This is a genomic window from Binatus sp. (SeqCode), assembly GCF_035272065.1.
In the GTDB taxonomy this organism is placed as follows: Bacteria; Desulfobacterota; Binatia; order Binatales; family Binataceae; genus Binatus.
On the sequence record NZ_DATEQZ010000027.1, the window covers coordinates 1 to 25724 of the forward strand.

At 61.7% G+C, this 25724-nt stretch carries 24 protein-coding genes and 2 pseudogenes; 18 read left to right on the forward strand and 8 right to left on the reverse strand.

Annotated features, from left to right (window positions below; genetic code table 11):
- The first annotated feature begins 253 nt into the window (after positions 1 to 253).
- The 5 genes and pseudogenes from rpoZ to VJX68_RS04220 all read left to right on the forward strand — a co-directional run.
- Positions 254 to 448, forward strand: coding sequence for a DNA-directed RNA polymerase subunit omega (rpoZ, locus tag VJX68_RS04200; protein WP_324094404.1), 195 nt, complete (start codon positions 254 to 256; stop codon positions 446 to 448).
- A gap of 107 nt (positions 449 to 555) precedes the next feature.
- Positions 556 to 1695, forward strand: a complete 1140-nt coding sequence (locus tag VJX68_RS04205; RefSeq protein ID WP_324094405.1) for an RNA polymerase factor sigma-32 — start codon at positions 556 to 558, stop codon at positions 1693 to 1695.
- A gap of 88 nt (positions 1696 to 1783) precedes the next feature.
- On the forward strand, positions 1784 to 2515 hold the full coding sequence (locus VJX68_RS04210; protein WP_324094406.1) for a competence/damage-inducible protein A: 732 nt from the start codon (positions 1784 to 1786) through the stop codon (positions 2513 to 2515).
- Between the two features lie 33 nt (positions 2516 to 2548).
- The gene (locus VJX68_RS04215; protein WP_324094407.1) at positions 2549 to 3160 is read left to right on the forward strand and encodes a hypothetical protein; all 612 of its coding nucleotides are present in this window, start codon (positions 2549 to 2551) and stop codon (positions 3158 to 3160) included.
- Positions 3161 to 3242: 82 nt separating this feature from the next.
- A pseudogene (locus tag VJX68_RS04220) lies at positions 3243 to 3545 on the forward strand (arsenate reductase family protein); the annotation flags it as partial.
- A 46-nt stretch (positions 3546 to 3591) separates the two neighbouring features.
- Here VJX68_RS04220 and VJX68_RS04225 read toward each other — a convergent pair.
- Together VJX68_RS04225 and VJX68_RS04230 are read right to left on the reverse strand one after the other, a co-directional pair.
- The gene (locus VJX68_RS04225) at positions 3592 to 4002 is read right to left on the reverse strand and encodes a helix-turn-helix domain-containing transcriptional regulator (protein WP_324094408.1); all 411 of its coding nucleotides are present in this window, start codon (positions 4000 to 4002) and stop codon (positions 3592 to 3594) included.
- Positions 4003 to 4013: 11 nt separating this feature from the next.
- Positions 4014 to 4325, reverse strand: a pseudogene (locus VJX68_RS04230) (type II toxin-antitoxin system RelE/ParE family toxin); the annotation flags it as partial.
- A 359-nt stretch (positions 4326 to 4684) separates the two neighbouring features.
- Between VJX68_RS04230 and VJX68_RS04235 the strand changes: the two are divergent.
- The gene (locus VJX68_RS04235) at positions 4685 to 6103 is read left to right on the forward strand and encodes an amidase (RefSeq protein ID WP_324094409.1); all 1419 of its coding nucleotides are present in this window, start codon (positions 4685 to 4687) and stop codon (positions 6101 to 6103) included.
- A gap of 98 nt (positions 6104 to 6201) precedes the next feature.
- Here VJX68_RS04235 and VJX68_RS04240 read toward each other — a convergent pair whose 3' ends face one another.
- Both VJX68_RS04240 and VJX68_RS04245 read right to left on the reverse strand, forming a co-directional pair.
- The gene (locus tag VJX68_RS04240; RefSeq protein ID WP_324094410.1) at positions 6202 to 7371 is read right to left on the reverse strand and encodes an acyl-CoA dehydrogenase family protein; all 1170 of its coding nucleotides are present in this window, start codon (positions 7369 to 7371) and stop codon (positions 6202 to 6204) included.
- Positions 7372 to 7456: 85 nt separating this feature from the next.
- A complete protein-coding gene (locus VJX68_RS04245; protein ID WP_324094411.1) occupies positions 7457 to 8452 on the reverse strand; it encodes a LysR family transcriptional regulator in 996 nt (331 codons plus the stop codon).
- Between the two features lie 238 nt (positions 8453 to 8690).
- Here VJX68_RS04245 and VJX68_RS04250 point away from each other — a divergent pair, with 238 nt between their 5' ends.
- From VJX68_RS04250 to VJX68_RS04265, 4 genes are read left to right on the forward strand one after another with little or no spacing between them, the layout of a single operon-like run.
- Positions 8691 to 9860, forward strand: coding sequence for an acyl-CoA dehydrogenase (locus tag VJX68_RS04250; RefSeq protein ID WP_324094412.1), 1170 nt, complete (start codon positions 8691 to 8693; stop codon positions 9858 to 9860).
- Positions 9861 to 9902: 42 nt separating this feature from the next.
- Positions 9903 to 10718: an SDR family NAD(P)-dependent oxidoreductase gene (locus VJX68_RS04255; protein WP_324094413.1), complete on the forward strand. Its 816-nt coding sequence runs from the start codon at positions 9903 to 9905 to the stop codon at positions 10716 to 10718.
- Positions 10719 to 10745: 27 nt separating this feature from the next.
- Positions 10746 to 11108, forward strand: a complete 363-nt coding sequence (locus VJX68_RS04260) for a VOC family protein (RefSeq protein ID WP_324094414.1) — start codon at positions 10746 to 10748, stop codon at positions 11106 to 11108.
- Between the two features lie 38 nt (positions 11109 to 11146).
- Positions 11147 to 12109 carry an alpha/beta fold hydrolase gene (locus tag VJX68_RS04265; RefSeq protein WP_324094415.1) on the forward strand — a complete coding sequence of 321 codons (963 nt, stop codon included), beginning with the start codon at positions 11147 to 11149 and terminating at the stop codon, positions 12107 to 12109.
- A gap of 14 nt (positions 12110 to 12123) precedes the next feature.
- Here the strand turns inward: VJX68_RS04265 and VJX68_RS04270 are convergent, their stop codons facing one another.
- Positions 12124 to 13554, reverse strand: a complete 1431-nt coding sequence (locus VJX68_RS04270) for a 4-hydroxyphenylacetate 3-hydroxylase N-terminal domain-containing protein (protein ID WP_324094416.1) — start codon at positions 13552 to 13554, stop codon at positions 12124 to 12126.
- Between the two features lie 118 nt (positions 13555 to 13672).
- Here VJX68_RS04270 and VJX68_RS04275 point away from each other — a divergent pair, with 118 nt between their 5' ends.
- Genes VJX68_RS04275 through VJX68_RS04285 form a run of 3 tightly spaced genes read left to right on the forward strand, consistent with a single transcriptional unit; the run spans position 13673 to position 16396 of the window.
- On the forward strand, positions 13673 to 14437 hold the full coding sequence (locus tag VJX68_RS04275; protein ID WP_324094417.1) for an SDR family NAD(P)-dependent oxidoreductase: 765 nt from the start codon (positions 13673 to 13675) through the stop codon (positions 14435 to 14437).
- Positions 14438 to 14443: 6 nt separating this feature from the next.
- Positions 14444 to 14818 carry a DUF4180 domain-containing protein gene (locus VJX68_RS04280; RefSeq protein WP_324094418.1) on the forward strand — a complete coding sequence of 125 codons (375 nt, stop codon included), beginning with the start codon at positions 14444 to 14446 and terminating at the stop codon, positions 14816 to 14818.
- Positions 14819 to 14851: 33 nt separating this feature from the next.
- Entirely contained in the window at positions 14852 to 16396 is a 1545-nt protein-coding gene (locus VJX68_RS04285) for a bifunctional heptose 7-phosphate kinase/heptose 1-phosphate adenyltransferase (RefSeq protein ID WP_324094419.1), read from the forward strand.
- Here the strand turns inward: VJX68_RS04285 and murJ are convergent.
- Complete coding sequence (murJ, locus tag VJX68_RS04290) at positions 16347 to 18008, reverse strand: murein biosynthesis integral membrane protein MurJ (RefSeq protein WP_324094420.1); 1662 nt, start codon at positions 18006 to 18008, stop codon at positions 16347 to 16349. The genes VJX68_RS04285 and murJ overlap by 50 nt on opposite strands.
- Before the next feature lie 79 nt (positions 18009 to 18087).
- Between murJ and hemW the strand changes: the two genes are divergently transcribed.
- Positions 18088 to 19236: a radical SAM family heme chaperone HemW gene (gene hemW / locus VJX68_RS04295; RefSeq protein WP_324094421.1), complete on the forward strand. Its 1149-nt coding sequence runs from the start codon at positions 18088 to 18090 to the stop codon at positions 19234 to 19236.
- On the opposite strand, the gene lysS is transcribed toward hemW, so the two are convergent.
- Complete coding sequence (gene lysS, locus VJX68_RS04300) at positions 19233 to 20852, reverse strand: lysine--tRNA ligase (protein ID WP_324094422.1); 1620 nt, start codon at positions 20850 to 20852, stop codon at positions 19233 to 19235. The genes hemW and lysS overlap by 4 nt on opposite strands.
- A 21-nt stretch (positions 20853 to 20873) precedes the next feature.
- Positions 20874 to 21119, reverse strand: coding sequence for a hypothetical protein (locus VJX68_RS04305; protein ID WP_324094423.1), 246 nt, complete (start codon positions 21117 to 21119; stop codon positions 20874 to 20876).
- A gap of 232 nt (positions 21120 to 21351) precedes the next feature.
- Between VJX68_RS04305 and VJX68_RS04310 the strand changes: the two genes are divergently transcribed.
- The 4 genes from VJX68_RS04310 to metK all read left to right on the forward strand — a co-directional run bounded on the left by VJX68_RS04310 (position 21352) and on the right by metK (position 25704).
- Positions 21352 to 22389 (forward strand): DHH family phosphoesterase, encoded by a 1038-nt coding sequence (locus VJX68_RS04310; protein WP_324094424.1) that lies wholly within the window; start codon positions 21352 to 21354, stop codon positions 22387 to 22389.
- Between the two features lie 87 nt (positions 22390 to 22476).
- Positions 22477 to 23931, forward strand: a complete 1455-nt coding sequence (locus VJX68_RS04315) for an MFS transporter (protein ID WP_324094425.1) — start codon at positions 22477 to 22479, stop codon at positions 23929 to 23931.
- A 70-nt stretch (positions 23932 to 24001) separates the two neighbouring features.
- Positions 24002 to 24253: an HPr family phosphocarrier protein gene (locus VJX68_RS04320; RefSeq protein WP_324094426.1), complete on the forward strand. Its 252-nt coding sequence runs from the start codon at positions 24002 to 24004 to the stop codon at positions 24251 to 24253.
- A 263-nt stretch (positions 24254 to 24516) separates the two neighbouring features.
- Positions 24517 to 25704 carry a methionine adenosyltransferase gene (gene metK, locus VJX68_RS04325; protein ID WP_324094427.1) on the forward strand — a complete coding sequence of 396 codons (1188 nt, stop codon included), beginning with the start codon at positions 24517 to 24519 and terminating at the stop codon, positions 25702 to 25704.
- Positions 25705 to 25724: the final 20 nt, after the last annotated feature.

Below are 25724 nucleotides of genomic sequence, written 5' to 3' on the forward strand. Positions count from 1 at the left end.
TGCTCAAAACCCAAACCCCATGGAGTCCTCCATGTCACACCTGAAACCTACAGCGCTATCCAACCTACCCTCTCAACCCCTTGATGAGGGTGGGTTGGATAGCGCGCCTATCTTGACTCCAACCACAGTCGCTCTCCCGTAAGTAACGGGCGAGGTAAGAAAGGGCCAAACCTTTCTTATCTTGATACTGCGTGCGGGGGTCACCAACTGCTGCGTTGACAAGAGAGGCGGCGCACCGGACAATTGATGCCTAATGGCACGAATTACCGTTGAAGATTGCCTGGAAAACATCCCCAACCGCTTCGAGCTCGTGCTCGGCGCGGCGCGGCGCGCCAAACAACTGCTCAAGGGCGCGCGGCCACTGGTGGAATCGGACAACAAGGAAGTAGTGACGGCGTTGCGCGAAATCGCCGCCGGAAAGGTCACGATCGAAGAACCCGACGCCTGACCAGGCGCGATCGAGCCGACAAGAACCGACACCGCTCCTCGCCGCCGACGGCTCGAGCACTGGTGTCCGCATCACGTGCCAGCATGTGGTGAAGCTGGAGCCATACTGTGGCGCGCAAACCCGGTAAACCGATACGTCCCAAGCGCGCGACGAAAGCTAAGCGCGCTGGCAAAGCCGGCGGCGAGGCTCGTCGCGGGCGCGCGATCGCCGAGCCGCTCGTAGCTGAAGACTCCGAGTTGGAGCTCGGCGCTGAAGCCGGCATCGGCGGTGAAGTTGCGCCCGAGGACGCGGCAATCGAAGTCTCCGAGTTTCGTCCAGTAGAAAGCACCGATGAAGAAGCGGCGGCGGAATCCGAGCAGGATATCGCCGAGGCTAAGGCCGCCAAAGAAAGCAGCGCGCTTGTTGCCACCGACCCTCTCGGCCGCTATCTCACCGAGATTCGGCGCTTCCCGCTGCTGTCGCGCGAGGAGGAGGCGGTGATCGCGCGGCGCTACGTCAGGGACAAGGATCCGGAGGACGCTTACCGGTTGGTCACCGCCAACCTGCGCCTGGTCGTTAAACTGGCGTTCGAGTTCGCGCGCGCGACCAAAAACGTGCTCGACCTTATACAGGAGGGCAACGTCGGCCTGATGGAAGCGGTCAAGAATTTCGACCCCGAACATGGAATCCGCTTTCCGTCGTACGCGGTGTGGTGGGTGCGCGCGTACATCTACCGCTACCTGATCAACAACTGGCGGCTGGTGAAAATCGGCACGACGCAGGCGCAGCGCAAACTGTTCTTCAATCTGCGCAAGGAGACCGAACGGCTCGAGCGCGAAGGCTTCAAGCCGCAGCCGCTGCTACTGGCGCATCGGATGGGCGTGCGGGAAAGCGACGTGCGCGAGATGCAGGAGCGGATGGGGCAGAGCGAGGTGTCGCTCGATCAGCCGACTGGGGCCGGCGACGACAACGATACGCGGCTGCTCGACGTGATTCCCGACGCGGGGCACAACCCGGAGACCGAAACTGCTGACCGCGAATGGCGCGACTTCGCCCACGACAAGGTCGAGCAGTTCGCGGCGACGCTCGCGGGCAAGGAGCTGGAGATTTTCAAGGCGCGGCTGCTGGCCGAGGATCCCGAGACGCTGCAGGTGATCGGCGCGCGCTTCGGAATCAGCCGCGAGCGCGTCCGCCAGATCGAAACGCGGCTCAAGCGGCGGCTGAAGGAGTTTATCGAGGCGTCGGCGCCCGACGTCGGCCCGTCGTAAGTATTCTTTATCTACCCCATTGCCGCTGATAGGCGCCGCTTGCGATAATGGCGGTTGAGGCGGATCGCGCAAGGAGACTGCAAGTCGAATGCGAGAACGCAGTTGCGCGCTGGTGGTGGTGGGAAACGAAATCCTTTCCGGCAAGGTTCAGGACTCGAACGCGTACTTCGCGGCTCGCGAGCTGCGCAAGATTGGCGTCGCGCTCGCGCGCATCGCAACCATTCCCGATGAACTCGATGTGATTGCCGGCGAAGTCGCGTACTGCTCGCGCAACTTCGATTTCGTGATCACGTCGGGCGGCGTCGGCCCGACGCATGACGATCTCACGATGGAAGGGGTCGCGCGCGCGTTCAAACGGCGCCTCGTGATGAATCCCGCGCTCGAGACCCTCGTCCGCGAGCATTTCCGGGAGCGCTCGCTCGACGCGGGCCTGAGAATGGCCCAAGTGCCGGAGGGCGCGGTGCTCAACGACGCGGGTGACATCCGGTTTCCGACCGTGCAAATCGAAAACGTGTATGTGCTGCCGGGTATTCCGCAACTATTCGAGGCCAAGCTGCGCGCGCTGAGCAGCCGCTTTGCGACCGACCCATTTTTCATGCGCGCAATCTACCTGAGCGCGCACGAAGGCGTAATCGCCGAGTACCTGAACGACTGCATGCGCAATTTTCCGGAGTTGATGCTGGGTTCGTATCCGCGGATCGGAGATCCCGATTACCGCGTGAAGTTAACGCTCGAGTCGAAGAACGCTGACTACCTCGAGCGCGCGTTTCGTCATCTGATGGGACTGCTGCCGGCCGAGGCGGTGGTCAGGACGGAGTAGCAATTTACGCCCGAGGTGGTGGTGGAGGTAATCATGAAGAAAGGAAGTTTCAGATTCGCAGTGGTCGCACTTGGATTGTCGGTGATGCTCGCGATGCCGGCCGGTCCGCTCGCTGAATACGCCGCGGCTCAGACCCAACCCGCAGGCGCCGCGACGCAGACGCAAGTCCCGCAACCGCCGGACAATAGCGTCAACTGGCCTGGCGCGGGCTACGGCGCGGGCGCCCTGCTCTGCAATGTTCTCTATATCCCGGCCAAGCTGGTTTACGCGGTGGTCGGCGGCGTGGTTGGCGGCGGAACATACCTGATAACTGCCGGCAATTCGCAGGCGGCGAACACGGTGTGGCGCAGCTCGCTTGGCGGCGATTACGTCGTGACCCCGCAAATGCTCTCGGGCCAGCAGCCGATCAATTTCAGCGGGCCGACCGACACTCCGCCCAACGTGCCGCCGCCCGCGACGAGTTCATCGTCGGGCACGATGACGACCACGACCGCGAGCTCGGGTGGCATAGCGCCGATAACGCCGCTACCGCCGTCGGGCACAGGCTCGTCCGCGACTGCATCGTCATCGTCGGCTAGCGGCCAGCCGCTCGATCATGGCGCCGGGCCCGCGCCCGGATCGGCATCAGGCTCGAATGTCGAGTAATAGTGTAAGGTCAGCGCGATATGGAGAGTCGCGCATGAAGAAGATCCGTTTTATTTGGAAATCGACCTGAACGACTTGCCGCGACGCAAGAAGTTTCTTGCGTAAGGATCTCGGCGTCGAGCTTGACGAGCGCGACTACGCGAAGGTTCCTCTCAGTGCATCGGAACTGAAGGAACTATTCGCAGGCCGCGACCCGCGCGATTTTCTCAACCCGCGCAGCCCCGCATTCAAGACGATGGGGCTCGCGGGCAAATCGCTCACGCCCCAGCAGGCGTTAGCTCTGATGGCGAAAGAGCCGAATCTAATCAAGCGTCCGATAGTGATCGCGGGCAAAGAGATGATCGCGGGATTCGATCGCGACCGGCTGCGCGCCGCGTTGAAGTAGCGCCCCTGCGCATACCTAAGCGCGCGGCTCAGAAATTTGCCGCGACTTAAGCAGACGGCGTTGCGGGCGGCCGTTTTAATCTCACGCCACTTTCCGGCGATCTCTTCTTCGCTCCGGTCTCACCGGCTCGCCGCGATGCAGCGCGCGCGGCCTTGATCTCGAAGCGCACACCTTCGCGGCGCTGGAGGAAGCTGACTATCTCGAAGAGATTGTCGGCGCGTGGGTTGCCTGCCGGTCCGAGCATCCGCATAAGGCTCTTGGAAGGGATGCGCGCCGCTTCGGCCAGATCCGTGAATCCCATGGTCGCGTTGATGTAATCGCGCAGGATGGTCTTCGCCGTGGTTACGTCGCCGGCGAGCATTGCTTCGACGCCTTCGCGAAGAAGTTCCTTTCGGAACTTCGGATCACGCTGGACGCGAGCGCAAATCGTTTCTTTAAAATCGCGAGTCAAAGGCATGGCTGCTTCTCCTATTTTCTTCTCTTGTAATCCTGCCAGTTGGCAAGAGCAGTATTGACGTCGCGCTGTTGGCGCTTCTTCGTACCGCCACCCAACAGGATGACAAGCGTTTCGCGGTCTCTACCGAAATAAATCCGATAGCCGGGACCAAAATCGAGATTGTATTCGAAGACCCCGGGGCCGACACCCCGGACGTTCGAGAAATTTCCCGCTGCGATGCGCGTCAACGCCGTCGCTATTCTTGCGGCCGCCGCGGCGTTGACGCTGTCGAACCATTGCGCGTACGGACTGCGGCCTCGAGAATCAAGATATTCTCGAACGTCAGCCGTACGCTATGGTAACATAAATGTTACCATAGTCAAAGAGCGAAGCGAGCGGAGCGGCAACTATCTATTCACTGCCCTCGATACGCAGACGTACGGGCCGGACTCCACCAGCAACCCCTACGGAGCGGGCAGCCCTTACAATCCCAACAGCGTCAACAACCCCTACGGCCGCTATGGCAGCCCCTATAGCCCCAAAAGCGCGAATAATCCGTACACGACCGACGCACCGCGTCTCTACGCATAAGTGGCATTCTGGCATCGATGCAAACTCGCGCCGCGCGTGGGTACGAAGGGTGCCCGCACGTGCAATAGCGCGGGCGCGATGCTATTTCCTGAGTCAGGCGAGGTAATCTTTCATGGCATTTTCTGACGAGCTCTTTTTCGCTCCGGCTCAGCGGCTGGCCGCGATGCTGCGGGCGCGCGACGTTTCTTCGGTCGAAATGGTTGACGCTTTTATCGAGCGGATCGAGACGGTGAACCACGGGCTCAATGCCGTCGTCACTCTTGTCGAGGACCGCGCGGGGCGTGAGGCCGAGGAGTCCGATCGGCGTTTGTCAGGGAAAGGGGAGGTTCGCCCGCTCGAAGGGCTGCCGATCACTATCAAGGATTCGATAATCACCGCGGGCGTGCGCTCGACCTGGGGCATGAAAATGTTCGAGCATCATGTGGCGAAGCAGGATGCGCCCACGGTCGCGCGGCTGCGCGCGGCCGGCGCGATCGTCATCGGGAAAACCAATACGCCCGAGATGACGATGAATTACGACTGCGACAATCCGGTTTTCGGACAGACCAACAATCCGTGGAATCGGGAGCGCGTCCCGGGCGGCTCGAGCGGCGGCGAGGCGGCAGCGCTCGCGACCGGAATGTCGCCGCTTGGGCTTGGCTCCGATCTGCGCGGATCGATCCGCGTGCCGGCGCATTTCTGCGGAATCGTCGGGCTCAAGCCGACGTGGGGTACGATTCCCGTCAGTGGCCACATGCCTCCGAGCGTTGCTCAGCCGCCACCGATCGCGCACATGGGGACGATCGGTCCGATGGCGCGCTACGTGGACGACCTCACGCTCGCCTACAATATCGTGAAAGGGCCGCATCCGAGTTGGCCGTACACGGTGCCGACCGTGGACGCGCACCCGGAGAAAGTCGATCTGAAAAAGATTCGATGCGCGATCTTTACCGACGCATGCGACGCTCCGGTCGCGTCCGATATTCGCGCCGCGATCGAGCGCGCCGGCCGCGAGCTGCAGAAGATGGGAATCGTCGTCGAAGCCGTGAAGCCGCCGATCGACGACGGCGAGCGCCTGTTTTGGGAATACAATGGCGCCGACGGAAATCAGCTGGTGGCGGAGGCGCTTGGCGAAGGCCTGAAACTCGCGCGCGAGCGGCTGCGAAATTTCCTTGTCGCGGGTGAAGGAAAGTCGGCGGCCGAGTTCTTCAAGATCGCAATGGCACGCGACGCGTGGCGCGTGCAGCTCGCGGAGTTCATGGAACGCTACCCGATCATTCTCGGCCCGACGTTCTGCGTGACTGCGTTCAAGCATGGCGCAAACGAGGTCGAAATCGACGGAAAGAAATATCCGTACATCCTTGCGAGCTGGCCCGTCGGGTGGGTCAACTGCGCGGGACTGCCGGGCGTCGTCGTGCCATGCGGAAAAGATCGCGAGGGGCTGCCGATCGGCTTGCAGATAGTCGGGCGCGCATTCGGCGAGGAGACCGTGCTCGCGGTCGCCAAAGCGGCGGAGACCGCGCTCGGCGGATATCAGAAGCCGCCGATGTGATCGTCTGCGTCAAGGGAAGAATTCAATCTAATGTGAAACCCACCGTGGGTTTCACGTTTCTTGGGCAGGGGGTGACCCCTGCACCCAGTGTTAAGCGGCTAGACGCTGAAACCGCTTGGGCGGCCCAGGATTGTTGCGCCGGCTGTCGTCAGCCATGACTCCGCGACTGCGGCGTGCTGCGTCAGCGTTTGAATGTCGCGCATGCATCGTTGGAGCGGGGAACTGTCGTACGGCGACGTCCCGCCGCCCGCCTTGTAGCAGGAATCGACGACGGCGGCGGCGCACGTCGCGACGGCCCACGTGATCGCGGCCATCACCGGCGCGCGGTTTTCCAGTGAAACTGGATTCCCGCTAACTGCGGAATTCCACACGGCGTCCGCCTGGTTGCGCAGAAGGTTGCGGGCGGCGCGCAGACTCGCGTCGGCGTGTCCTACTCGATACTGAAAGAGCGGACTCTCGGCCAGCGACGCGCTCGCATAGAGGCGGCGCTTGTTGGTGTTCGCCAATGCGACGACCTCGGTAATCGCGCGCTGCGCAATCCCGATCGCTACCGCGCCGATGTGCAACGCGGCGTAGAGCAGCGGCTCCGCCATCGAGGGACCCGGAATCGACGACTGGCCAAGGAAGATATCGAAGCTGTCGTCCGCCGGTACCACGACATTTTCCACCGCGATGTCGTGGCTGCCGGTCCCGCGCAAACCGTTCACCGACCAGGTGTCGATGATTTGCGCTTTCGCCGGCGCGAACATCATCGCGCGCACCTCGGGTGATCCGGGTATCAGGCCCGGACGCGGACGTCCATTTTCCGTCACGACGCAGTTACCGAACAGCCACTGGCTATGCTGGCATCCGCTGGCGAATCCCCATCGACCGCTGACGCGATAGCCGCCGTCGATCACCTCGGCCTGCCCCCGAGGCGCGAAAGCGCCCGCGATTATCACGTCGGGGCCGTTGGCGTAGAGGCGATCGAAGTGCTTGCGGGAGAGGAGCGCCAGCAGCATCGGGGTCTCCGACCCGATCATCACGACCCATCCGGTGGAACCGTCGGCGGTGGCAATCGTCTCGATGATCTCCATGCTGGCGGGCACGTCGATGTCGAGACCAGCGTGACTTTTCGGCACGAACATCCGGAAGCATCCGGCGGCGGTAAGTTGCGCGAGCAGATCGAGCGGAAGCCGGCGGCCGGCGTCGAGCTCCGCGCTGCGTTTGCTGATGGACGGCGCGAGATCGCGAATCGAATCGAGAATGGTCTTCGCTTCCGGGGTCATAGCGCTTCTCTGTAGCACATATCTGGAAAACAAAAACGGCCGAGTCTTACAACCCGGCCGTCTTTGTCAATGCTATCGAGCCCGGCTACGCCGTCTTCTCCGCCTTCTCGCTGCTCGAGTCGCTGCTGCGTTCAGCGCGCTCTCCGCGGGCCGGGCGCTCGGGCTTGTCGCCCGTCTTGTCCCCGCGAGCCCGAGGCACGATGTTGCTGGTCGTCAGCACCTCGATAAACTTGCGCACTGCGGGCGAAAGCTCGCGGCCGCGCTTGTAGATAATCGCGAGCGGACGGAGAAAGGTGCCTTCCTGAAACTCGAGCATCCGCAGCGTGCCGCGCGCGACCTCGTTCTCGACCGTCATCCGCGGCACAATCGCGCATCCGAGCCCAATCTCGACGGCGCGCTTGATAGTCTCGATGTTGTCGAATTCGAGCGCGTAGGTCGGCTTGACGCCGTGCTCGCGCAGGATTTTATCGGAAGCCTTGCGGGTCGGGATGTCGCGCTCGTAGCCGACGAATTTCTGACCCGCCAACTGTCCGACACTCACCTTCGTGTGCTTGGCGAGCGGATTGTCGGGCGGCACCGCGAGCACGAGTTCGTCGTGGCGAAACGGGACCGAGACGATCTGACTGCGCTTGGCCGGATAGGCAACGACGCCGAGATCGACTTTACCTTCGATCAGGTCTTCGTAGATTTTGTTCGAGCGCAGATACTCGAGATGCACGTTGACGGCCGGATAGTTGCGCAGAAATTCGGTCAGGTACGGCGGCAATTCGTGCAGGCCGACGCTGTAAACGGTGCCGACGCGAATCGAGCCCGCAACCACCGAGCCAATCTCGCGCAGCCGGTTTTCCAGCTCTAAAAATCGGCGCACGATTTCCTTGCTCGCGGTGTACAGAATCTGCCCGGCCGGCGTGGGTTTGACTCCGGCTCGTCCGCGTTCTATCAATCGGCAGTCGTACTTCTCTTCCAGGCTTCGGACCTGCTGGCTGACCGCCGATTGAGTGACGAAGTTTTGCGACGCGGCATAAGAAAAGCTTCCGCTCTCGATTATGTCGCAGAAGACCTTTAGCGTTTCGATGTGCATATTGTTGGCTTGACGTATAAGGCTACGTGATACCGGAATCTGAGGCAACTAGTAGCTGTGATAAGAAAATTTCCGGCCCCAAATGAGCCTGCGGAACAAACGCACGCCGGTCAAGAGGGGGGAGTACCGGGAATACAGCTTTGGTCATAGAAAGAACAATCAACTTGGACGGAATCTCGACGGTGGCCGCCTCGGACTCAGACTAAGACGCCCCTTCAGAAATCGCACGGAGTGCAAGATGTCGGATTTATTAAGAGACCTCGACTTTTTTCACCTGGACGAGCTGCTGACCGACGAAGAGCGGATGGCCCGCGACACGGCTAAACGTTTCGTCGACCGCGAGATTCTGCCGCTGATCGAGCGCAATTTTGCGAGTGAAACCTTCCCAATGCATCTTGTACCGCAAATGGCCGAGCTTGGGATGTTCGGAGCTAATCTGAAGGGCTACGGATGCGCGGGCATGAATAACGTAGCCTACGGCCTGATCATGCAGGAGCTGGAGGCCGGAGACTCGGGCTTGCGGTCGTTCGCGTCGGTGCAAAGCGCGCTTTCGATGTACGCGATTTATGCAAACGGCAATGAGGAACAGAAGCAACGCTACTTGCCGGAAATGGCCAAGGGAAAATTGATCGGATGCTTCGGGCTGACCGAGCCGGACCACGGCTCGGACCCAGGCGGGATGGAAACGCGGGCGCGGCGTGACGGCGACGGATGGATTCTCAACGGGACCAAACGATGGATCACAAACGGCTCGATCGCCGACGTCGCGATCGTGTGGGCGAAGGTCGATGAAGGCATAACCGGGTTCCTGGTCGAGAAGGGGACGCCGGGATTCTCGACCCGCGACATCCACGGAAAATTTTCGATGCGCGCGTCGATCACGTCGGAACTGATTTTGGAAGATGTGCGAATTCCGAAAACGGCTCATCTGGAAAAAGCGCGCGGGCTGAAGGGTCCGCTCGGATGCCTGACGCAGGCGCGCTACGGAATCGCTTGGGGCGCGATCGGCGCGGCGCGTTCGTGCTTCCATTGCGCGTTGGATTACACGAAATCGCGCAAACAATTTTCGCGGCCGTTGGCAGGCTATCAACTGGTGCAGGCGAAGCTGGTGAAGATGCTGACCGAGATCACCAAGGCTCAGATGGTTTGCCTGCGCCTCGCGCATCTGAAGGACGCGGGCAAGATGCGCCCGGAGCACGTATCTTTCGCCAAGAGAAATAACGTCAACGAGGCGCTTAAAATCGCGCGTGATGCTCGCGACATGCTGGGCGCCAACGGGATAGTGAACGAGTATCCCGTCATCCGCCACATGCTGAACCTGGAGACGGTGAACACCTACGAGGGGACGTTCGACGTGCATACGTTGATCCTCGGCCGCGACATCACCGGCGAGAACGCGTTCGAGTAGGCGCTTACCGCCGTCGTCGCTGGTCGTGCTAGAGAGAATCGAATGGAACTTAAGGGCAAGAACGCAATCGTCACAGGCGCCGCGCGGGGAATCGGGCGCGGAATTGCGCTGAAGCTGGCGGCTGCCGGCGCAAACGTCGCGCTGGTCGATCTCGGCAGTCCGGCCGACCCCGCGCTGACCTACAATCTCGCCGCGCAAAACGAACTGAATCGCACGGTCGAAGAGGTGAAGGGATTGGGCGTGAAAGCGATTCCGATCCTGGCGGACGTGACGCGGTTGGCGGATCTGGAACGGATGGCGTCGGAAGTCGTCGCGAAACTTGGCGCGATCGACATCCTCGTGAACAACGCCGGCATCATCGCGGTCGGTCCCGTGAGCGATTTCGCCGAAGCCGCGTGGGACCGCGTGATGGCGGTGAATGCCAAGGGTCCGTTCCTGTGCGCGAAGGCTTGTATCCCGCACATGGCAACGCGTAGCGAAGGCGCGATCGTGAATATCGCGTCGGTGGCGGGCAAGACCGGTCACGGCGGCGCGTCTGCGTATTGCGCGAGCAAGTTCGCGGTGGTCGGCTTCACGCAAGCGCTCGCGGAAGAACTCGGCCCGGTGAACATCCGCGTCAACGCGGTATGCCCCGGATTTCTGCGCACTGCGATGTGGACTGACGTGCTCGATCCGATGATCGGCGTTCAGTACGGGGTGAATCGCGAAGCGGCGTTCGACGAATATATCGCGCGCAACACGTTCTTGAAGCGCGAGCAGACGCCGGCCGATATCGGCGACGCGGTGGTCTATCTGTGCCGCGCGGAAAACATTACCGGCGAGACGATCAACGTCGCGGGCGGCGGCGAACTGCATTAGAAATTTCCAGGCGATGGAGAACCCACCATGATCAAGTTGAAGGCGTTCAATCATGCGGCATTTCGCGTCAGCGATGTCGAGAAGGCGACGGCATTTTACGAAAACGTGGTCGGCTTGAAGCGGATTCCGCGGCCGAACTTCGGCTTCGGCGGCGCGTGGTACGGGATCGGCAACAACGCGCTGCATATCATCTCGAGCGAGAACCGTGGTCAGAAGCCCGACCCACTCGGCGCGCACGTCGCGTTCGATGTCGAAGACTTCGACGAAACCAAGCGCACGCTCAAGGAAATGGGAATCGAGTTTCTCGAAGGCCCGAACATGGGCGCCGGCCGTCAACTCTGGATCGTAGATCCCGACGGCAACACCGTCGAGCTGCGCACCGAAAAGTAAGCGCTCTCTCCAAGACTGCGAGAGATAAAGAGCAAACCATGAGCTTGCTTCGCTTCGGCCCCGACCACCCGGCGGAGACCTATGTCAGTCACGCCCTTACTGAAAAGACGATCGACACCGGCGAGGCGGTAATCAACTACGCAGTGGCGGGCGAGTCCGACAAGCCGGCGTTGTTGCTGATCCCGGGGCAGACAGAATCGTGGTGGGGCTATGAGCAGGCGCTAGGCCTGCTGCGCGAGCATTTCCAGGCGTTCGCGGTCGACCTGCGGGGGCAGGGAAGATCGAGCAGGACGCCGGGACGTTACACCGTCGACAACTTCGGCAACGACTTGGTGCGGTTCATCGCGCTGGCAATCGGGCGACCCGTGATCGTCAGCGGGCTCTCGTCGGGAGGCGTGATCTCCGCGTGGCTTTCAGCGCACGCAATGCCCGGCACGATCCGCGGCGCAGTCTACGAAGACCCGCCGCTGTTCTCCTCGGAGGTCAACACTTCTTGTGGACCATCCATCCGTCAGTCGATCGGACCGATTTTTGCGCTGATGAGCAAATACCTTGGCGACCAATGGAGCGTGGGCGATTGGTCCGGAATGCTCGAAGCTGCCAACACGGAGCTGCCCGATTGGCTGTCGCGCGCGATCGTGCCGATGATGTTCAGTGCCGACGGCCAAATTCCGCAGCGGATGAAGGAATACGATCCTGAGTGGGCGCGCGCCTTTTGGGAAGGTTCCGTATTCGCGAGGTGCGATCACGCGCGGATGTTGGCAAGCGTCAAATGCCCGGTGTTGTACACGCACCATTTCCGCCGCGTCGATGACGATGCCGGCTACCTGCTGGGCGCCGCCTCGGACGTGCAGGCGAGGCGTGTATGCGAGCTGGTCAAGCTGGCCGGCCAGCCGATCGACTACCGGTCATTCCCGCACATGCCGCACTCGATGCACGGCGAGGACCCGAAGCTGTTCACACAGCTCCTGGTGGAGTTCGCGGCGAAACTCATGGGATAGCGCCTCCACCGGTCTCAGATTCCTGCGAGCTTGCGCGCGTAGGCGGCGACCGTCTTGAAGTCGTACTCGCGGTAGGCTTGGAGCTTCTCGGCTTCGAAGCCGCCTTCGGCGTGTACCGCGAGCACTTCCTGGTAGCCGCCGAAATCCGACGACGTCAGATCGCCAATCAGGTTCAGCAGCCGCAGACGTTTCTCGGAGTCGAAGCCCTTCGCGCCACCCATGTATTTCAGCACGTAGGCGCGGGTCGCCTCGCTCGTGAGATCTTCAACCGCCGGCCCGGTCACCAGCAGACCGCCCGCGAGGTCCTGCACGATTTGCACCGCCTGATGGTAGTTGTGCGCGAAGTGATACTTGGCGACGTTGGTTAGCAGCGTGTTCGGCACCGCGACGCCGTCCTCGAGCGTGCAAGTGCGCGCGGCATGCTCTATCAGTCCGCGCACGGTGGTGTGATACGCCGCCAGATGCGTAAGCTTGTCGCGCACATGACCCGCGCGCGAGATCCCGTTGGCCTCCGCGATCGCGTGGCCCGCGCCCGCCATCAGCTCGAGCAGCGGCAGTTTGTACGACACCGCGGTGAAGCGATGGAATCGCACAAAGGTCAATGCGAGCAATCCGGCGAAATCGATCTCGCCTTGCATGAACACGCGCTCCCTGGGCACGAACACGTCGTCGAACACCGTCAGCGTCTCCATCATTTTGTGGCGCGCGCTGATCGGATGCTCGAAATCATTTTTGTGCGAGCTTCCGTGCGGCGACGCGAGCAGCTTCAGCCCCGGCGTGTTGATCGGCAACGCAAACGCGACCGCGTAAGCCTTGTCCTCGGTGCGCATCGCGCGGGTCGGCAGGACTATCACCTCATTAGTATTGGTCGAGACGCTTGTGTGGACCTTCGCGCCGCGCACGACGATGCCGTCGGGACGCTCCTCGACGATTCGCACGTAGTAGTCCGGATGATTCTGCTGCGTCGGGCCTAGCGCGCGATCGCCCTTGACGTCGGTTTGCGCCACGGCGACAGCGAGATCGTTGTCGCGGCATTCACGGTAGTACTTGCGGATGCGCTCGCGATACTCGGGTTTGCCGGCGGCCGCGAGCCGCTCGCCGATAATGTGCAGCGCGAGCAGAGCGTCGGTGCCGATTTCCTTGATCAGCACGACCAGCGTGGCACCCTCGCGCGTAGCAGCCGCGATCAGCGCGCTGCGCTTGAGCAGGTCGTCGCCATTTTGCGGGATATGGTAGTAGCGGCTGTACTCGTCGGCGCCCTCTTTGACGACGGCGAGTTCGCGATACTTGGGATCGTGCGCCATCCGGTAGTCGAGCGCCGCGTGCTCGACCGCGATTCCGATAACGGGATGCGTCGTTACGTCCGCGACTTTTTCGCCCCTGAAAAACACCGCGCGGCCGTCGCGCAGCGAGCTTTTATATTGTTCAGCCGTCCGTAGTCCCATCGTGATTTTTCCTCGTCGGTAATCGCGCTGCTGATGGCGTTCAGTTGCGACGCATGCGAAACGCCAATATAGAAGCGGTGAGCGTTCGCTGTCCAACTGCTCGCATTGGAGAAGCGCAATGGCGAGTCCAAAGATGTTCGATTTGAAGGGTGAGGTCGCCGTCGTCACGGGCGGCAACGGCGGAATCGGGCGTGGAATCGCGCTTGGATTTGCCGAGGCCGGCGCGTCGGTCGCGATACTCGCGCGCAACGAAAAAAAGAATCACGCAGTCGTGGACGAACTCGCGAAGGCGGGTGTGCCTGCCATAGCTGTTCAGCTCGACGTGACGCGGCGCGACGACCTGCGCCCCGCAATGGAGGAAGTCGAGCGCAAGCTGGGACCGATCTCGATTCTCGTCAACAACGCCGGTATCGCGGTCATGCGCAGCGCGTTGAAGTTCAGTGCCGAGGACTGGGATCGCGTGATCGAGACCAACCTGAACTCGTGCTTTTTCCTGTCGCAGATCGCGGCGCAGTCGATGGTCACGCGCAAGCACGGCAAGATTATCAACATCGCGAGCGAGTATTCGCGGTTCGGCGCGCAGAGCGGAATTCCCTACGCGGCGGCGAAAGGCGCGCTGGTGCAAACGACCAAAACGATGGCGATCGAACTCGCGCCGCACAACATCCAGGTCAACGCGATCGTGCCGGGATGGATCGATACCGACATGACGGTCGGCGCGCAGAGCGGACCGATGTTCCAGGAAATAATCATGCGCACGCCGGCCGGCCGCTTCGGCAAGCCCGAGGAAATGGCGGGTGCGGCGATATTTCTTGCCTCGCACGCGTCGGACTTCGTAACTGGCTCGACCGTATTCGTCGACGGCGGCTACGCGATCAGGTGAGAAACAATGCCATCGACGAAACTCTACGAACTGCGCGGCGTGCGCGTGCTCGAATGCGCGGCGGATGGAACGAAGCTGCAAACCTATAGCGACGCTGTCGAGCTGATCGGCAAGGCATTTGAGAATCGCGCCACACTGATCGTGGTTCCGGTCGAGTGCCTTGACGACGACTTCTTCCGATTGAAGACGCGCATCGCCGGCGAGCTGATCCAGAAATTTGTTCAATATCGGCGGCGCCTCGCAATCGTCGGCGACATCTCCCGGCACCTGGCTGGAAGCTCCGCTCTGCGAGCGTTTGTGAACGAGTCGAATCGCGGCAATGAAGTGTGGTTCCTGGCGAGCCTCGCGGAACTGGACCAGCGACTCGAACAGGCGGTTTAACGCAGGCGGCGTCGCGGCGTAAGATGCCGCATCATGGCTCGACGCAAAACGCCCTCTTCTTCCGCGCATCCTGAGTCAGCGCGTCACGAGCACGGCCTGCCGGCGCTCAAGCCGTTGCGCGTGCTCGTCGCGGGCGAAGTGATCCTCGATCGCTACATCTGGGGCGACGTCTCACGGATCTCGCCAGAGGCGCCGATTCCGATTCTTCGCGTGCAGCGGCGCGAGGAGAAACCTGGTAATGCGGGCTTCGTGATGGCCAACCTGCGCGCGCTCGGCGCGGACGTGAGCGCGCTCAGCGTGGTCGGCGCTGATCGCAACGGCAGCCTGCTGCGCGAGATTTTTGCCGATCTCGGAATCGATACGCGCTCGATTTTGATCGATCCTGACCGCCCCACTATCGTCAAGGATCGAATGCTCGGTTCGGTGCAGGCGGCACATCGCGCGACCCAGCAACTCCTGCGCGTCGATGAGGAAGACCCGAGCCCTCTCAAACCGCAGCGCGAACGCGAGCTGATCGCGCACCTCAAGGCGGAACTTCGCAACTGCGACGGCGTGCTGATCTCGGACATCGACAAGGGGATGCTGACGCCCGCCGTGCTGAGGGCGCTGATCGACGGCGGCCGGGCGCGCGGAATTCCGGTGATAGTCGATCCGCGCCGGACGGAAGACTTTTCGATCTATCGCGGCGCCACCGCACTTACGCCGAATCGCCACGAGACCGAAGTCGCGACCGGGATGCGACTCACCGACCGCGGCGCGTGGCGCAAAGCGGCCGAGACTCTCGTGCGCAAGCTCGGCCTTGAAGCATGCCTGATAACGCTCGATCGCGACGGGATGTACCTGGCGGAGCGCGGCGGCAAAGACACCTACGTCTCGACAGCGCCGCGCGAAGTTTACGACGTGACGGGAGCGGGCGACGTGGTGCTGAGCGTGTTCGGGATGTTTTCGATCGCAGGACTGGGCTTCTCGTCGGCCGCGACAATCGCGAACCTGGCCGCGAGTATCGAGGTGACGCGAATCGGCACCGAAGTGATCACCCGCGAAGATCTGGCGCGCGCTCTGAGTCCGGCGCACGCCAGCTACGAGCGCAAAATTCATTCGGCGGACGAACTCAAGGCGGCGCTGGATCACGAGCGTCGCGCCGGCCGGCGCATAGCATTCACCAACGGATGCTTCGACCTGCTGCACGCCGGCCATATCCAGAGTCTCGCGTTCGCGCGCGCGCAAGCCGACGTGCTGGTGGTCGGACTCAACAGCGATCGCAGCGTGCGGCAGCTCAAGGGCGCTGGGCGTCCGATCTATCCCGCGGCGGAGCGCGCGCGAATTTTGGCGGCGCTGGAGGCCGTCGATTACGTAGTTGTATTCGAGGAAACGCGCGCCGAGAAAATCATCCGTGCGGTCAAGCCCGACGTTCTGATCAAGGGCGAAGACTGGCGCGGCAAACAGGTAGACGGCCAGGCGTTCGTCGAGTCACGCGGAGGAAGAGTAGCGCTGGCGCCGATTCTGGGCGGACGCTCGACCAGCGCGACTATCGATCGGATGAGTTCGAGGGCGCGCGCGGAGAAAAACGGCGCGTGATCTGATCGGTGAACTGCCTCAGTTCCGGCAATGCGAGCATCCAGGCACCGAAGAAATAAAGTCCGCCGTAGGTCGAAAGGATCGCCAACCCCTGGATACGCGGCCCGAATCCCGCCATCTGAAGCTTCATGAAGAAACCGAGGGCGGCCGCTCCCAGAGCCAGTGCCCATAGCTTCGCCAGAAACGAACGCTCCAGCCCGGTCCATCCGATGCGCCCGTTCAGCGCCCATCTCAGCAGCGCGAACTCGACCCATCCGGAGACGCCCGCCGACACCGTCAATCCGGCGACGCCCCACTTCTGCGCGATTCCAAGCATGGGCGGGAGCGGAATCGCGCACAGATAGCCGAGCACGAGAGTGAGCACGACGCGGACTATTGCGAATCGAAGCGGCGTGCGAGTGTCGAACAGCGCGTAGAACGCCGAGTTGTACAACCGGCCCATCGTGGCCGCGAGCAGCCCTACCCCGGAGCCCGCGAGCACGGCCCATACGTAAATCGCGTCGGCCCGGGTGAACGCGCCGGATTGATAGATCATAGCGACGATCACGTCGCCGAGAATCAGGAAGGCGGCGGACGACGGGACGACGAGGAATGCGATTTGGCGCAGACCGCGGTTGAGTCGCGTGCGCAGAATCGCGCTCATCTGCTCGGGCATCGCACCCGCCGCGCGCGACATCGCGGGCAATTCCGAGGCGGCGACCGAATATCCGAAGAGGCTGATCGGCACCATGTAGAGCAACTGGCCGTAGTTGAGCGCGGCGACAGCGCCGGTCGGCAAGAGGCTCGCCAGGATGTTGTCCACGTAAGTACTGAGATTGACGACGCCGCGGCTGACGACCACGGGTGTGAGATTGTGAAAGACGGAGCGTAGTGGCGCGGCCACGCGCGCGAAGTCAATGCGATGCTTTCTGAGCAGGGCCAGCGTTTGCGGAACCTGCACGGCGATTTGCAGCGCGGAGCCGACGACGGAGCCCCACGAGATTGCGATCGCGAGGCCGTCCTGCGAGCGGCGCGGGCCGTAGTAGAGCAGCGCCGCGATCATCGCGACGTTCCACGCCACCGGCGCGGTGTACGAGACGAAAAATTTGTGATGGCTGTTGAGCACGCCGAGAAACCACGCCGACATCACGAGCAATCCGGCGCCGGGAAACAGGATGCGCACAATCTGAATCGTCAACTCGCGCTTGTCACCCTCGAAGCCTGGTGCGATAACGTCGATAAGATACGGCGTCACCAGCACGCCGATCGCCACCAGCACCGATACGCCGAGCGTCATGATAGCGCCGACGCCCCAGGCGACCATGTCGGCGGTTTCCTGGTCGCCCTCGCCCAGCAGTTTTCCGTAAACGGGGATGAACGACGCGGAGAGAACGCCTTCGCCGAACAGGTTCTGCAGAATGTTCGGGATGCGAAAGCCCGCCTTGAACGCGTCGGCGGTGGCCGAGTCGCCGAGGAAATGCGCGAAGATGCTGTCGCGGACGAGACCTGCGATGCGGCTGAGCAAGACGCCTGCGGCGATCGTGCCTGCCTGGCTCGCGCCGGATCCGCCAAGGCCGGGACGCGGCTTCGCGAGCGGTTCGATGCGATCCTGATTGGGTGCGACTTCGGACAAATTGGCCTCTGACGCAGGGAGTATAGCGACCGTGTCAGGCGCGTAGTAGCAGGCGTCGTAGGCGCGCTACAATTGACGCGTGAGCTTTTCGCTTTACATCCACATTCCGTGGTGCCAATCGAAGTGCCCGTACTGCGACTTCAATTCGCACGCGGCGTCGTCGTGGCCGGAAGAGCAATACACTCGCGCGCTGATTTCAGAGCTTGAATACAGGGCGCGCACCCCGTTGTTTTCGGGCCAACGCATCAAGACGATCTTTTTTGGAGGCGGAACGCCGTCGCTATTCCAGCCCAAATCAATCGGCGAGATCATCGAGGCCGTCAATCGCGTTTGCGGAACCGAAGACGATGCGGAGATAACGCTCGAAGCGAATCCTGGCACCGTGGACTTTGCGAAACTCGCCGGGATGCGCGCGGCGGGCGTGAATCGAATCAGTTTCGGAGCCCAGTCGTTCAATCAGGCCACGCTCAAATTTCTCGGCCGCATCCACAGCGCCGACGAAACCCGCGCGGCTGCGAGGATGGCGCATCGCGCCGGCTTCGATCGGCTCAATCTCGATTTGATCTTCGCGGTTCCGGGACAGACGGTGGCGGATGTTCTTTTCGACATCGAATCGGTGGCCGCGCTCGAACCGGATCACATCTCGGCTTACAACCTGACCTTCGAGGAAGGCACCGCGTTTTTCACGGAGCTGAAGCGCGGACGAATCAAACAGCTCGCGACCGATAAGCAGGCCGCGATGTATCAAACGGTGCGCGAGGAAATTCCGCGGCGCGGCTACGCGATGTATGAAATTTCGAACTACGCGGCGCCCGGCCACGAGGCGCGCCACAATCTGACATACTGGCGTGGCCAGACATACCTCGGAATCGGCGCGGGCGCTCACAGCTATGCCGGCGACGGGCGCGGCGGACGTCGATGCTGGAACGAAAAACTCCCGGCGTGTTATATCGCCGCGATCGAAGAGCGCGCGAACGCAGAGACCGGCGCCGAGACGATCGATGAAGCCACCGCGCAGAGTGAATTCGTGTTCCTGAATCTACGGCTGCGCGAAGGCTTCGCGCTGGCCGATTTTCACGAGCGCTTCGGCCGCAACTTCGAATGCATCTTCGGCCGCATCGCGACCCCGCTGTTCAACCACGGGTTGCTGACGCTCGATCGCGGCCGAATCAAGCTGACCGATCGCGGGCTCGAGATGGCCGACTCGGTGTTCGCCGAATTCGTCTAGGCGGAGCGCGCGATCGTTGCGTCGAGCAGCTCGACGATACGCGCGGGCGTAGCGAGCCTGATGAATGCGCCGAGGCGCGGGCCGCGCTCCTGGCCGAGAATCGAGCGGTAGAGCAGCGGAAAAATCTTGCCGGGCTTGTCGTAATTTGCTCGGCCGAGATCGTAAATCTTCTTCTCGATCTCTTCGGCGCTTGCACCCTGATTTTCGCGCAGGTACGCGTCGAGGCTCTTTAGTTGCGCGCGTTCCGCATCCGACGGTGTGTAGAGCTTTTTCGTCGGCTCGATGAAATCGCGGTAGAAATTGAGCGCGCATTCCATAAGCGCGCGGCCCATCGCCTCGGTTTCGGGATCACCTGCGATCGAGGAGTCGTAGCGCACGATATAGTTCCAGATGAAATCGCGATCCGAGCTACCCAGCGCCGCCACCGCATTCATCATTAACCCCAAGGTGAGCGTCGAGTTGAATCGTCTCGGCGTCGTACTCTGCATGACAAATTCGAGCACCGATTCGCGCCGCTGCTCCTCCGACTCCGCCGCGTATTGGCGCACCGCGTCGAGATATTCGTCGACGTATTGCGGAATCGCCTCGAGAAACAACTTGCGCGCGCGGCGCGGATTGAGCAGCAGGAAAAATTTGAGCACTTCGATCGGCGCGTAGCGCGTCCACTGATCCACCGACACGCCGCGGCCGACCGACTTGGAGACCTTGCGGCCGTCCTCGTCGAGGAACATCTCGAACGGAAATCCGAGCGGCGGCTTCGCACCCAGCACGCGCAGAATTTGTCCCGAGAGCCGCGCCGAGTCGGTGAGATCCTTGCCGTACAATTCGTAATCGACTTTGAGCACGTACCATCGCAGCGCCCAATCTACTTTCCATTGCACCTTCGCCATCCCGCCAAGCACCGATTGCTCGCCGCTGAAACCGCAACCCGACGTACCGCCCGCGCTCTTTTCGCAGGTGAACTCGATCGAGGTGCGCTCAGGATGATAGGCCGTCACCGCGCGTTCGACGACCTGCCCGCACTTCGGACAAATCGGCATGAACGGCGACCATCCCGCGCGATTTTCCTCGCGCAGTGTCGGCGCGATGATCGCGATGATCTCGGCGTGCTTCTCGAGGATCAGCTTTAGTCCCTCGTCGAAACGCCCCGACGAGTACATTTCGGCCGAGCGTACCAGTTCGTACTCGACTTCGACCGGCGCCAGAAATCCGCCGAGCAGTCCGATCATATGATCGGCGAAGCTGGCGCAGCATCCGAACGGGTCGGGAATCTTCGAGACGGGAATGCCGAGATACTGCTCGACATCCTCGCGATCCGGCACGTTTTCCGGCACTTTGCGGAGTCCGTCGAGGTCGTCGATGAAAACGATCAGCCGCGACCGGCGCGACGGCTCGAGCAGATGAAATGCCTTGCGCACGAACGACGGGCGCAGAATTTCCGCCATCGTGCCCAGATGCGGCAGTCCCGACGGTCCGAAACCGCTCTGGAAAATTACGGGACGAGCGGGCTCGTACGCTGAGATGCGCTCTGCGAGCCGCCGAGCTTCTTCACGAGGCCATAGTTCCGCGACAATTGAGTTGCCCGGTTGCGAATCGGATCTCGATGCGCCCGCCATCGGTTGAATTCTTCCTCAGCTTTACTCTTCGTCGGGATTTTTGCCGCGTAGTACGCTCGCGACCGCCTCGTGTATCCACGGATCGATTTGCAGGTCGCGATTTTTCTCCGAGGCGAGCCGCAGTTTAACCGCGCAGTTGCCGCAGATAAAGGCCTGCTGGCGAAAGCCCGCGGTATCTTCGACCGAAATGCGCAGGAACCACTCGGCGAATTCGCGGCGGCAGATTACGCAATGAAATTTATTCGATTGTGAATCCGGGGAACCCATGGCTAGCTGTTATTCTATATCATTGCTTCAACTCTTTGCGCTGTGGTATTCCCCTTCCACTGATGAATTCCAAGACGGTTCGCCAGCATTGGGGCTGCCGCTCGCATTTTCGGACTGCGGGTCCCGTTATTCGGCTCGATTTCGCCCGAAGCGCCTGCTCTCGCAACATCCGCAAATAAACCGCGGAAGTTCACCCGCCGTCTCTCGAGGCAGGCCGGGCTTATTTCATTTTATGGATCAGGCGTTCACGAAGCAGAAAATCAAGGAGTTGCGCGCGATGGTCAGCGAGGGCGACCGCGTGGCAATCGTCTTGCAGGACGATCCCGATCCCGACGCGATGGCGAGCGCGATGGCGCTGCGCACCCTGCTCGGGCGCAACAAGCAGACCACGCCGTTCTTTGCGTTCAAGCCCGTCACGCGCCCGGAAAACCGCACGATGGAGCATCTGCTTGAGATCGAAATTCAGCCGGCCGCGACCGAGGACCTGCGCGCGTTCGACAAGATAGCGATGGTCGATGTTCAACCGCCGTACTTCGGCGAGAAAATCCCGCGCGCGGATATCGCGATCGATCATCATCCCGGCTACCCCGGCGGCGCCGCCCCGTTTGAGGACGTGCGGGTGAAATATGGCGCGACCTCGACGATCATGACCGAGTACCTGCTCACCGCCGATGAAAAAATCAGCGAGCGCCTGGCGACTGCACTGCTCTACGGAATTCGCAGTGACACGCTGGCATTATCGCGCCGCGTGACCGACGACGACCTGCAAGCGTTCACGTATCTCGTCCCGCTCGCCAACTACAGCGTGCTCCGGCAGATCGATCGCCCCGAGTTGCCGCTCAGTTTCGCGCATATCCTGGCGCGCGCGATGAAGCGGATGGTCGTCAAGGATCACCTGGTCGTGCTCAATCTCGGCCGGGTCAAGCGCGACGACCTGATCGTGCAGATGGCGGACTTCTGCCTGCAGTTCGAGGGCGTGTCGTGGGTCGCGGTCGCGGGCAAGCTAGCCGGCAAGCTCGTGATCAGCGTGCGCAACCACGGCATGAGCGGGCACAACGCCGGCGAAGCGGTAAAGAGCCTGTTCGCGGATATCGGCAGCGCCGGCGGCCATCGCAATATGTCCAAGGCTGTAATTCCCCTGCGGGCATGGCGCCGGCGCGAGGGCACAACCCGCGACTCGCAAATCGAAGCGCGCCTGCGCGAGCTATTCAGCGCATGCATCAAGGCCCAAGCCGCCGCGGTTCGCGCACCAGTACGCAATGGCAACTGACTCGCCCCGCGCGCCGAGTCCAATCGCCCGTTTACCGGTTTTGCCGATTTCCATATCGTGGTTGGCATTCATGTTTGATCTGTTGCGATGAGTCCGAGACCCTCCAGAATCTCCCCGCTCGAGTTCCTGGCGCCGATGATCGTCGGCTGCGCGCTGTTCATGGAGATGCTGGACGCGACGGTCATCTCGACCGCGCTGCCCGCGATGGCGAAGTCGCTCGGTGAAGATCCGATCAAGCTCAATCTCGCGATCACTTCCTACCTGCTGAGCCTCGCCGTTTTCATTCCGATCAGCGGCTGGATGGCGGATCGATTCGGCGCGCGCACTGTCTTCCGCACCGCGATCATCATCTTCACAACCGGCTCTGTATTTTGCGGCTTCTCGAACTCGCTGCCGGAGTTGGTCGCCTCGCGTATTTTGCAGGGCTTCGGCGGCGCCATGATGGTCCCCGTCGGCCGCCTGATCGTTCTGAAAACCATCGCCAAGTCCGAGCTGGTCACCGCGATGTCGTATCTGACGGTGCCGGCCGTGTTGGGTCCGGTGGTCGGACCGCCGGTCGGCGGGTTCATCGTGACGTATTATTCGTGGCGCTGGATTTTTTTCATCAACGTGCCGATCGGCATGATCGGCATCACCCTAGTCACCTGGTACATCCCGAACATCCGCGAGGATGAGGTTTTCCCGCTCGACCTCCGCGGCTTTCTGCTAACCGGCCTGGGGCTGGCGGGCCTGGTTTCCGGCTTCGAGTCGATCGGCCGCGGCGTTATTCCCGCGAGCATCATCATGTGCGTGATGGCGGCCGGCGGAATCTGCATGGCGCTCTATATCCTTCACGCCAATCGTATCAACTACCCGATCATCGACATGGGGTTGTTGAGAATCCCGACCTTCCTGGTCGCAACGCTGGGCGGAGGACTTTTTCGCATGGGCATCGGCGCGTTGCCGTTTCTACTGGCGATGCTGCTGCAGGTGGTCTTCGGCCTTTCTCCGTTCGCTTCGGGAATGCTGACATTCGCCAGCGCGGCAGGCGCCCTCTTCATGAAGGCGACGGCGACGCCTATCATTCGCCGCCTGGGTTTTCGCTCGGTGCTGATTTCCAATGGCGTGCTCAGCGCCTTCATCATGATGAGCTACGCACTGTTCCGTCCCACGACGCCTCACTTCCTGATCGTGGTGGCTCTCCTCTCGGGAGGATTCTTCCGCTCGTTGCAGTTCACCGCGCTGGGAACCCTGGCCTATGCCGACGTGCCCAATTCGTCGATGAGCGGTGCGAGCACTCTGTCGAGCATGGCGCAGCAACTGTTTCTGAGCCTCGGCGTGGCACTCGGCGCGATGCTGCTGCACATGAGCCTGAAGGCGAGCGGCTTCGCTCATCTGACAACGCATGATTTCACGCCGGCCTTCCTCGTGATGGGAGTTCTCGCGCTGCTGTCATCGCTGCTCTTCCTTCCGCTCGAATATCACGCCGGCGACGAGGTGAGCGGGTGCCAGCGCAGCGTCGAGCTTTCCCGCACGCCCCAGACAATCACGGAAGCGGATTGATCGCGCGCACTCGTTTACCGAGACCGCCGATACCTTTATCGTAATTCCCGTGAACGTGGCGGAGGCGACTGTGGAGGTTAAGAACCGGCTCGGACTTCATCTGCGGGCCGCATCCGCGCTCGCGCAAACGGCCGCGCAATTTACCTCGAAGATCATGATCGGTCCCGGCAAGGACCTCGTCAACGCCAAGAGCATGACGAGCCTGATGATGCTCGGCGCCGCCCAAGGCTCCAAGCTAAAGGTGCGCACTGAAGGAACAGACGCGCGCGAAGCTCTCAAAGCCGTCCAAGCCCTGTTCGACGCCCGCTTCGGCGAGGAATAGGAGGCCGTTTCGAGGCGTCCTGCCCAATCATGCAGCGTCCCTATCTTGATTCTGTCCGATTGGTCAGTTATACCTTCACTACTCTGAAAATCTTGAGGCGCGCTGCCGATTTTTCGCGTTTCGCTTTGTCACAGGCGCTATACTGAATCCTCTGGAACAGAACACAATTGAACCCGTCAGTCGCGCGCGCCGCCCGTACAAGTTGAGTTCCGGTCCGCGACGGGCTACCTCAAAAGGCGCTTCTCAAGGAGCAATCGCGAACAATGCCGCTTAAGGATTTCCTGTTCACCTCCGAGTCGGTCTCCGAAGGCCATCCGGACAAAATGTGCGACCAGATTTCGGACGCCGTCCTCGACGCGCTCCTCACCGAGGACCCCAACTCGCGCGTCGCGCTCGAGTCGCTCGCCAAGACAGGGCTCATCGTGCTCGCCGGCGAGATAACCAGCAAGGCGCGCCCCGACTACGTGAAAATCGCGCGGCAGACCGCCCTCGACATCGGTTACAACAGCAACGAGGTCGGCTTCGACGGCAACATGTGCGCCGTGCTGACCGCGATCGAACCGCAGTCGGCCGATATCTCGCAAGGCGTCACCGAAGGCGAAGGCCTCCACAAGGAACAAGGGGCCGGCGACCAAGGCCTGATGTTCGGATTCGCTTGCGACGAGACGCCGGAGATTATGCCGCTGCCGATCGCGATGGCGCATCGGCTGATGGAAAATCTCACCAAGCTCCGCAAAACCCGTCAGCTTGATTTTCTGCGGCCCGACGCCAAGAGCCAGGTCACGGTGCGCTACGCTGATAGCCGGCCGGTCGAAGTGACGGCTGTCGTCATCTCGACGCAGCATTCGCCCGACGTCAAATACGAAAAAATCCGCGAGTCGATCATCGAGGAACTGATCAAGAAAACTATTCCCGCGCAGTACCTCACCCGCTCGACGGTCTATCACGTCAATCCCACCGGCAGCTTTATCATCGGCGGACCGCATGGCGATTGCGGACTCACCGGCCGCAAGATCATCGTCGACACCTACGGCGGCTACGGCCGCCACGGCGGCGGCGCGTTCTCGGGCAAGGACCCGAGCAAGGTCGATCGCTCGGCCTGCTACATGGCGCGTCATGTCGCAAAAAATGTCGTCGCGGCGGGGCTCGCCACTAAATGCGAAATCCAGGTCGCCTACGCGATCGGCGTAGCCGAGCCGGTCTCCCTGCTCGTCGATACTTTCGACACAACCATCGTGCCCGAGAACAAACTCTCCGCAACCCTGCGCGAGCTGTTCGATTTCCGGCCCGCCGGAATCATCAAGACCCTCAACTTGAAGCGCCCGATCTATCAGCCGACCGCAGCCTACGGGCATTTCGGCCGCAAACCCCACGACGGCCTGTTCCCGTGGGAGCGCGTCGACATGGCCGAGACTCTGCGCAACGCGTTCCGCCTCAACGGCCGCAGCTGATCGCGGCCGCTTCATTAAAC

Bases quoted from the DNA above. Each gene is read 5' to 3' on its own strand.
- rpoZ (WP_324094404.1), top strand. From the start codon at position 254: ATGGCACGAATTACCGTTGAAGATTGCCTGGAAAACATCCCCAACCGC.
- VJX68_RS04210 (WP_324094406.1), top strand. From the start codon at position 1,784: ATGCGAGAACGCAGTTGCGCGCTGGTGGTGGTGGGAAACGAAATCCTT.
- VJX68_RS04215 (WP_324094407.1), top strand. From the start codon at position 2,549: ATGAAGAAAGGAAGTTTCAGATTCGCAGTGGTCGCACTTGGATTGTCG.
- VJX68_RS04225 (WP_324094408.1), bottom strand. From the start codon at position 4,002: ATGCCTTTGACTCGCGATTTTAAAGAAACGATTTGCGCTCGCGTCCAG.
- VJX68_RS04235 (WP_324094409.1), top strand. From the start codon at position 4,685: ATGGCATTTTCTGACGAGCTCTTTTTCGCTCCGGCTCAGCGGCTGGCC.
- VJX68_RS04240 (WP_324094410.1), bottom strand. From the start codon at position 7,371: ATGACCCCGGAAGCGAAGACCATTCTCGATTCGATTCGCGATCTCGCG.
- VJX68_RS04245 (WP_324094411.1), bottom strand. From the start codon at position 8,452: ATGCACATCGAAACGCTAAAGGTCTTCTGCGACATAATCGAGAGCGGA.
- VJX68_RS04250 (WP_324094412.1), top strand. From the start codon at position 8,691: ATGTCGGATTTATTAAGAGACCTCGACTTTTTTCACCTGGACGAGCTG.
- VJX68_RS04255 (WP_324094413.1), top strand. From the start codon at position 9,903: ATGGAACTTAAGGGCAAGAACGCAATCGTCACAGGCGCCGCGCGGGGA.
- VJX68_RS04260 (WP_324094414.1), top strand. From the start codon at position 10,746: ATGATCAAGTTGAAGGCGTTCAATCATGCGGCATTTCGCGTCAGCGAT.
- VJX68_RS04265 (WP_324094415.1), top strand. From the start codon at position 11,147: ATGAGCTTGCTTCGCTTCGGCCCCGACCACCCGGCGGAGACCTATGTC.
- VJX68_RS04270 (WP_324094416.1), bottom strand. From the start codon at position 13,554: ATGGGACTACGGACGGCTGAACAATATAAAAGCTCGCTGCGCGACGGC.
- VJX68_RS04275 (WP_324094417.1), top strand. From the start codon at position 13,673: ATGGCGAGTCCAAAGATGTTCGATTTGAAGGGTGAGGTCGCCGTCGTC.
- VJX68_RS04280 (WP_324094418.1), top strand. From the start codon at position 14,444: ATGCCATCGACGAAACTCTACGAACTGCGCGGCGTGCGCGTGCTCGAA.
- VJX68_RS04285 (WP_324094419.1), top strand. From the start codon at position 14,852: ATGGCTCGACGCAAAACGCCCTCTTCTTCCGCGCATCCTGAGTCAGCG.
- lysS (WP_324094422.1), bottom strand. From the start codon at position 20,852: ATGGCGGGCGCATCGAGATCCGATTCGCAACCGGGCAACTCAATTGTC.
- VJX68_RS04305 (WP_324094423.1), bottom strand. From the start codon at position 21,119: ATGGGTTCCCCGGATTCACAATCGAATAAATTTCATTGCGTAATCTGC.
- VJX68_RS04310 (WP_324094424.1), top strand. From the start codon at position 21,352: ATGGATCAGGCGTTCACGAAGCAGAAAATCAAGGAGTTGCGCGCGATG.
- VJX68_RS04315 (WP_324094425.1), top strand. From the start codon at position 22,477: ATGAGTCCGAGACCCTCCAGAATCTCCCCGCTCGAGTTCCTGGCGCCG.
- metK (WP_324094427.1), top strand. From the start codon at position 24,517: ATGCCGCTTAAGGATTTCCTGTTCACCTCCGAGTCGGTCTCCGAAGGC.